10 protein-coding genes are annotated in these 6677 nt (G+C 64.8%); all 10 read right to left on the bottom strand.

Features of this window, described 5'->3' with window-relative positions:
* Positions 1 to 368: hypothetical protein (locus tag EN745_RS26460; RefSeq protein ID WP_145992139.1), on the bottom strand; the 368-nt coding region annotated here is incomplete at its 3' end.
* A gap of 276 nt (positions 369 to 644) precedes the next feature.
* Entirely contained in the window at positions 645 to 797 is a 153-nt protein-coding gene (locus EN745_RS36335; RefSeq protein WP_189363167.1) for a hypothetical protein, read from the bottom strand.
* 227 nt (positions 798 to 1024) lie between these two features.
* Entirely contained in the window at positions 1025 to 2380 is a 1356-nt protein-coding gene (locus tag EN745_RS26465) for an AAA family ATPase (RefSeq protein ID WP_127422625.1), read from the bottom strand.
* Positions 2367 to 3467 (bottom strand): hypothetical protein, encoded by a 1101-nt coding sequence (locus EN745_RS26470; protein ID WP_127422626.1) that lies wholly within the window; start codon positions 3465 to 3467, stop codon positions 2367 to 2369. The genes EN745_RS26465 and EN745_RS26470 overlap by 14 nt, the downstream gene beginning before the upstream one ends.
* Positions 3464 to 4111, bottom strand: a complete 648-nt coding sequence (locus EN745_RS26475; protein ID WP_127422627.1) for a hypothetical protein — start codon at positions 4109 to 4111, stop codon at positions 3464 to 3466. The genes EN745_RS26470 and EN745_RS26475 overlap by 4 nt, the downstream gene beginning before the upstream one ends.
* 70 nt (positions 4112 to 4181) lie before the next feature.
* Entirely contained in the window at positions 4182 to 4406 is a 225-nt protein-coding gene (locus tag EN745_RS26480) for a hypothetical protein (RefSeq protein WP_127422628.1), read from the bottom strand.
* Between the two features lie 84 nt (positions 4407 to 4490).
* Positions 4491 to 5039 (bottom strand): hypothetical protein, encoded by a 549-nt coding sequence (locus EN745_RS26485; protein WP_127422629.1) that lies wholly within the window; start codon positions 5037 to 5039, stop codon positions 4491 to 4493.
* Between the two features lie 16 nt (positions 5040 to 5055).
* The gene (locus tag EN745_RS26490) at positions 5056 to 5307 is read right to left on the bottom strand and encodes a hypothetical protein (protein ID WP_127422630.1); all 252 of its coding nucleotides are present in this window, start codon (positions 5305 to 5307) and stop codon (positions 5056 to 5058) included.
* The gene (locus tag EN745_RS36340; protein ID WP_189363168.1) at positions 5307 to 5483 is read right to left on the bottom strand and encodes a hypothetical protein; all 177 of its coding nucleotides are present in this window, start codon (positions 5481 to 5483) and stop codon (positions 5307 to 5309) included. Before EN745_RS36340 ends, EN745_RS26490 begins: the two co-directional genes overlap by 1 nt.
* 2 nt (positions 5484 to 5485) lie before the next feature.
* Positions 5486 to 6677, bottom strand: a 1192-nt coding sequence (locus EN745_RS26495) for a site-specific integrase (protein ID WP_145992140.1), incomplete at its 5' end; no start/stop codon positions are given.

Here is a 6677-nt window from a genome sequence, read left to right on the forward strand (position 1 = left end):
GGCGAGGGCGACCTCGGCGCGATCTTCTCGACCTCGCGCTGAAGCTCTTCAGCGCGCTCGGCGTCGCGTGGATCGGGCTTGGGGGGCTCGGTCGGCAGAACGTCTTTGAGGGCGTCTTTGAGGGCTGTAGCCCTCTGCTGGAGGTCGAGGCGCTCGACATACTCTTCGTAGGTCGGTTTCTCGGCGTCAGCCTTGCGACCCTTTTCTAGTGCTTGGCGAAAGCCCGGGTGCGTGTGGGTCCAGCGCAGGATCGAACGTCTGTCCACCCCCAGCTTATGTGCGATGGCGTCCATGCCGCCGCCGGCTTCAGCAGCCGCGAACGCCTGCTCTTCCGTGAATTTCGGGGGTCTTCCTCGTCCGCGCGCCATGGTATGGGGCGTCCTTTCGGTGGGAGGGAATGCGGTCCGGATCGGGGGACCACTCCCGATCCGGGCCGCCGATACTGGCGGGCGGCCTGCCACCGAAAACAGGCCGCCCGCTATTCCCTGCCGATCGCGAAGGCGGACGCTGATCAGCAGAGGACTACATTCCTAACGCCACCGGTTGCGTGTTGCAACTGCTTTCTATTAGGGACTGTCGTTGAGGGCGCGACATTGGGTGCGACATTATTCGTTACCGGCGGCCTCCGTGGCCGGCGGCGCACGCTAGGCTGCATGCGGCGACGGCGAAGGCGAAAAAGGCTCGTCGCCTAGCTTCCTCGGCGGCTCTGGCGGCTCGGCGTAGCAGCGCACAATGTTCAGGATGATGCCGGCGAGCTTCTGTCGTTGGCCGAGCGGCAGGCCGTCTTGATCACGCATGAGCCGCAGCAATCGTCTAGTCGAGGCGGATGATATCGGCGGTCATTTGAGTCTCCTTTGGCACGGCTGCAGGTTGTATCGGCACTTGACGTTCGGACATGCACGCGACATGGGCTGCTCCATTGGGCGGGTGGTAATGGCGCGCCGTGCGCCATCACCCCCTACGGGGGCCCATGTTTGGCAATGGCGCAGGAGATTTGCGCCATTGATGCGCCATTGGAAACGGGTCAATGGCGCATCACCTGTGGTTGCAATCGCGCATCACCCTCGTCATCCGGCAACAGAAGAGCGGGGTCTTTGGCGAGAAACAGGCCCTTGCGCGCTTTCCGCTGGGTGCTGCTCTTGTAGACATCGACCTTCAGGATGCCGTCGGCAATCCACCGCCTGACGATCGCTCGCGCATCCGCAGCGCTCTTGCCCGGAACGTGCTTCCTGAACGCGATCGACACGCACCGGTCACCGGCCGCGCTGGCGTCGCTGTAGCGCTCGCCGTTGCCGGGGCCCTCGTGGATTTCCCGCAGGATGCGAGGAGCGATGTCGCCGCCCATGCCGGCCATCAGTTCGGGCGGTGACCATGGCGCCATGACCTGTATGTCGTCGCCCTGCGGATTGTCCTTCGAGCTGTTGCCGATGTTCTGGCTGACGAGCCTGAACCACTGCGCGGCACGCGCTTGCGGGGCGATGTTGACCTTTGCCGGGTCGACGCGGACGTACTGCCGGCGTTGATCCTCGGCGATGCCGAACGTTTTCGCCTCGTCGGCCGACATGTGCGTCAGCGTGTAACCGAGCCGTATCGCGTCCTTGAGCGCCGAGGCGCCGCGACCGCGGTTGGCGTTGCCTGGGTCGGCCGCGCCCTTTGACATGTGGTGCGGCAGGTCGATCGCGATCTTGAGCCGCGAGGCCAAGTCGGTCAGCACCTGCACCACGAAATCCATGTGGTCGTTGTTGTTCTCTTCGACGCCGTGAATTTTCTTCAACGGGTCGAGGATGACCAGATCGACGCCGTTTTCCGTGACCAGCCGTTCGATCGTCGGTGCCAGATCGCCTTTCACTGGCTGTCGCGTGTCGCGGTCTATGACCGCGATCTTGCCTGCGTTTAGGCCCGCCGCCACCAAAAGCAGCCGGTTGCCGAGTTCATCGTTTGTGACGCGGTAGTGCATCTTGGCCGCCGCGACGCGGCGGTCCAGTTCGTCCGCGTCGTCCTCGAAGCACATCAACAGCACCGTCGAGCGCTTGTGGACGCGCTCGCCGGTCAGCTTGCGCCCCGTGGCCAGCGCCAGCGCCTGCGCGATCCGCAGCGACGTCTTGCCGGTCGCACCGTCGGCGAATAGCGCGCTGACGAATGTCCGCGCAAAGGCGTTGCCGAGCAGGAACTCGCGGGGCGGTATCTCCTTCGGCTCGATCGTGTCGGCGCTCCAGACCTCGACGTCGCGGGCCTTTGGCTCGGGCGTCGGCTCGCCCTTCTGTCGCTGCCCTTGGCCGGCGCCGCTGAACATCTGCTGCAGCATCTCTTTGGCCGCCTCTTTGGCAGCATCTTTCTTGTCGGAGGCCGACAGGGCTCCCGGCCTGTTAAGCGCGTTCATGTCCGCCAACTTTCACTTCGATGTTTTCCAAGGCGATCTCAGCAATCGCCTCGGCCAGGAGATCGATGACGTCGATCTGTTCCTCTCCGCCGGTCAGCTCCCGCAGCTTCTCCGCGAGCGCGCCGAGATCAGCAGCGACTGGTGCGGCCGACATGGGGTAGTGGGACACGCTTTTTGCGGTATCCCAGACAAACACTTCGCCGCGCGGCGTCACGCGAACGAGGCAGCGTGTCAGGTTCATGGCCTCCGGTCCTTCGAGCCACGACGCCGCCGAGCAGCGCAGGGGTTGGCCGCCGGCCTCCCATGCCGCTGCTGCACCGGGCAGCTCGGCCAACGTGCGGGTGACGCCGTCGATGCAGTTGAACTTCATCGTCTCGACGAGGTCGTACTTGCGCCGGACGGCAATCTCCCCCCTGGTCGACTTCTCGACCACGGTCCAGCCGGCGGCTTCGAGGACCCGGTCGACGATGTCGGCGATCAGGAAGAAATCTTGCTTGATCAGGGTCGGCAGGTCGTGGACGTTGGTGTTGACCGGCGATCGGTCCCCCTCCCAAACGTAGAAGACCGGCGCGACGCCGGGCTTCGGCGCCGTATGGTAGCCGATAGCACCGAATTGCCGGGGCGAGCCACCGCCAAACATCTCGACACGGTGCGCGCCGTCGTCTGTGGTCGTGCCGGGCTTCAGCCAAGCGAGACCGGATATGCGGGGGAACTCTTCGTCGGTGCGAACGAAGATCGCGATCTTGTAGCCTTTGCCATGCCGCCAAAGCGCTAATTTCAGCGCAGGGAAGGCGGCGCGGAGGGCCGGAAGTATCTTCTCCTCGACGATCGGGTCGTCGATGTCCATGTCGATGACGGCGAGGCCGTTCTCGATCCTTACGCCGGTCGAGAGCGAGGTGGTGCTGCGAACCCAAGCCTTGTCCGTGGTGACCGTCGCGACGTCCACCACCGCCGTCGGCCAGCCCTTTTGCTTCAGCCTCTTGTCGACGTTGCGGGTGATGGCCCAGCCGTTCACGATCGCGGCGACGCGGTCGCGTGTCGCGTCTTCGACGGTGATCCGCTGGAACAGTTCGGTGATGGCGGTCATCGTGCGGTTCCGGGGAGTTGGAGAAAGGCGGCCCGCTCGGGATCGTGGGGTGCGATCGAACCGAAGCCGGGCGGCCAGCGAGCCCTTGAGGTACGCTTGGCGCGCGCATCTGCGCGGCCAAGGCATGCCGATGACGGTCGGGCGCCGCGGGGGCGCATGGGCGCCTCCTGCAAGCGCGCCGCCTCGGCGTCGAGCGCAGCGATGCGCCCATCGTCCGGCGTGATGACGAGCAGCTTCATGTCGAGCCCGAGCCATGCCGGGTAGGTCTCGTCGATTTCGAAGCGTAGCAGAAACCGCTGGCGAAGCTTCTGCAGCCCGCGCTCGTCGACGTGGTAGGGATGCGCGACGATCGCCGCCGGCCGCCCGTCGGCTCTATAGAAAATTGGTTTGTGCAGGCCCTCTTGCGGGTAGCCGAACTCGCCGCGCCGCGTCTGGTTTGATCGCCGTTCCAGCTGCCCGAGGCAGAAGGCTAGGGGTCGGGCCGGGAGGCGCCAGCCGTTGCGGTAGCCGTAGTCGTCGGCGAGCAAGCGCGCCGCCTGCTGGCGACGCCAGCCTCGCGCGTGCTCGACCGTGTCCCGCGCCTTGGCGAACTCGGCCTTCAGGAGCGGCGGCACTGTCACGCGCTGCGCGAGGTCGTAAACCATTTTCCTGCCTTTGGGGTCGGTGGGGGCCGTCCCGGTCAGCGGCGATCACGATCGCCGCTGGTTTCGGTGATCACGCACGCGCGGCATTGCGGCTAGGGTTGGGCTTGTTCTCGCGGCGCTCAAGCCACTCGCGAACAGAACGCAAGCGATAAAGCTTACGACCTGCCAGTACTAGATTGGGAAGGCCGTTAGGCTGGTTTTCGTACCGGGCTACCGTGCGCTCCGAGCAGTGCAGAGCGCGCGCCAGCGACGCTCGGTCAACATACTCGTCCAGAAGGACTTCAGTCGCATTCATCTCGCTTCTCCAATGCCTCCCCTGCGCGGGGCGTTGACGTCGGAGGACAAGATCGGACAAGCCAAGTTGTAGTAAAAGGAGGGCCTATTTACAGGATTTGGTGTTCGGGTACGTCGCCCAGATTTCCTCGACCGCGTCCAGCGTCAACGGCGCGGGTGGCTCGTTTGGATGATGGTCGCCACGGCGGAGGTATTCGTACACTGCGGTCGCTTCCGCACGGGACTTGCCGTGGATAATGTTCTCCCGGAGGTTTTTCACCTGCTTCCAGTCCCAGCGGCCGCCGGTCGCCTTCGCCACGGACCTGCAGGCCCGCTCAAGCGAGAGGCGTTGATCTCTCATCAGGGTGTCGACGGTTGCGACCGTCCGAGCCTCGTCTAGCGCCCTCTGGAGCGGCTTCGTCCGCCGGGTCTTTCTTCGATGCGCGTCCAGCACGTCGACCATGAACCGGAACGGCGCTTCAAGCTGCTCGTCGTGGAGGAAATCCATTACGGCGGCCAATGCCATGCCGGCACTCCCCTCGTGGTCGCTGGCGTAAGCGTTGGCGGCCGCACCCAGCGCGTTCATCAGCACGTGGCGGCGATGTCGCTCAGCTCCATCGACAACATTGGCGAGCCCAGCCTTCAGATCATCCATCGTGCAACCTCTTAGGTTAGTGCGCCATCCAGCTACGGTACTGAACGATGTTCGCCAGGTAATGCCAGAACGTCCGCCATTCCTCCACTGCAGCCTTGGCGGCCTCCCACGAGGCGCACCAGTCCGGCAGCACCTCCTCTTCGAGCAGGTGAGCGACGACCTCGTCGAGCGAGCATCCAGGGTTCCTCGCCTCGAAGAGGACTGCCGCATCGTAGGCCTTTTCCAAACCGGGGCGGATAGGCGTCGTTCCGAGAAGTTGTACGACCATCACCGCGTGGCCCCTTCGGAGCGGTCTTCTGGCGTCGGAACAGCTTCCTGCAGGCTCTGTTTCGACGTGCTCTTCGCTAGCGCGTCGAGCAGCGCCTGATCCTTCGCCCGGGCGAGGTCCGCCTCGGCCTGCATCGCTTCCATTAGGGCCGCTGCGGCCTGCTGCAGCGTCGTCATGGTCATTTCCTCCTTTGTTTCATCGGGATGACATTGGCGCCAGCCGGCTCCGGGTCCTCCGGAGCTGGCTCCGGCGCCGGCTTGACGGGCGCCAAGGCAGCGGAAGCGAGTTCCGCTGCCTCGCGCAGCGGATCGTCATATAGGTGCGCATAGCGGGCCGTGGTGCTCACTTGGCTGTGGCCCAGCATCCTGCCGATGGTCGTCAGCGGCACCCCCTTGCTGACCAGCACGCTGGCGTTGGTGTGGCGCAGGTCGTGGATGCGCACGTTCGGCGTGACCTTGGACTTCCCGTTAGGAAGCGTTGTGACGTCGACCAGCTCGGCCGCAATGCAAAGCTCGCGCCATTGGGTCTTGATCTCCTCGCGATGGCCTTTGCCGCCGCGGCCAGGGAAAACGTAGTCGGACAGCTTCTCGCCCTTCTTCAGCTCTCGCTGCGCCTGCGCGAGCAGGTCGGCCAGCAGCGACTGGGCAGCAGCCGATAGCGGCACCTGGTGCCATCCCTTCTGCTTCGTCGTCGACGCCGGCTTGGTCCACTTGCCGGCGTCGAGGTCGACACCTGCCCAGGTTCCCTCGGCGGCGTCGAAGTACTTCCAGCGCATGCTCTCCACCTCGTCGCGCCGCGCGCCGGTCAGGAGCAGGAGCCGGACGATGTTGCAGGCCTGTTGGTCCTTGTGCGCGGCGAGGGCGGCTGTCAGGCTCTCCAACTCCGCGGCCGACAGGTACCGCTTGCGCTTCGCCTCGGCGTTGCGATCGATGCCCTTGGCCGGATTGCCGGCGGCATGGTCGCGCCAGCCCCATTTGAGCGCGAGGCTGAACATCTTGCTGAGAAGCGCGACCACGCGGTTTGCCCGATAGCGTGCCGGCCGGCCGCTTATGCCGCGCTTGCTGATTGCCGCGTGGAGGTCCTCGACGTCCGTGGAGTGGACATCCGCGACCTTCTTTTCCTTCAGCTTCGGCAGGATGTAGTCGCGGATCATGGCCTTGTCGTCGAGGATGGACGAGGGCCGTTTCTTGTTCGCGTCGAGGTGCCTCTCCTCGTAACGTTGGCACAGGTCTTTCACGGTCTTGGCGTCGCGCTCCTCTTCGAGCTTGGCCAGCGGATCGCCGCCCTTATCGATCAGCTGCTTCTGCTTTTTGGCCTCCTCGCGCGCGGCGCCGATCTTCCAGTCGTCGCAAGAGCCGATCGTGTAGCGA

The sequence above is a fragment of the Mesorhizobium sp. M4A.F.Ca.ET.022.05.2.1 genome (genome assembly GCF_003998845.1).
GTDB lineage: Bacteria > Pseudomonadota > Alphaproteobacteria > Rhizobiales > Rhizobiaceae > Mesorhizobium.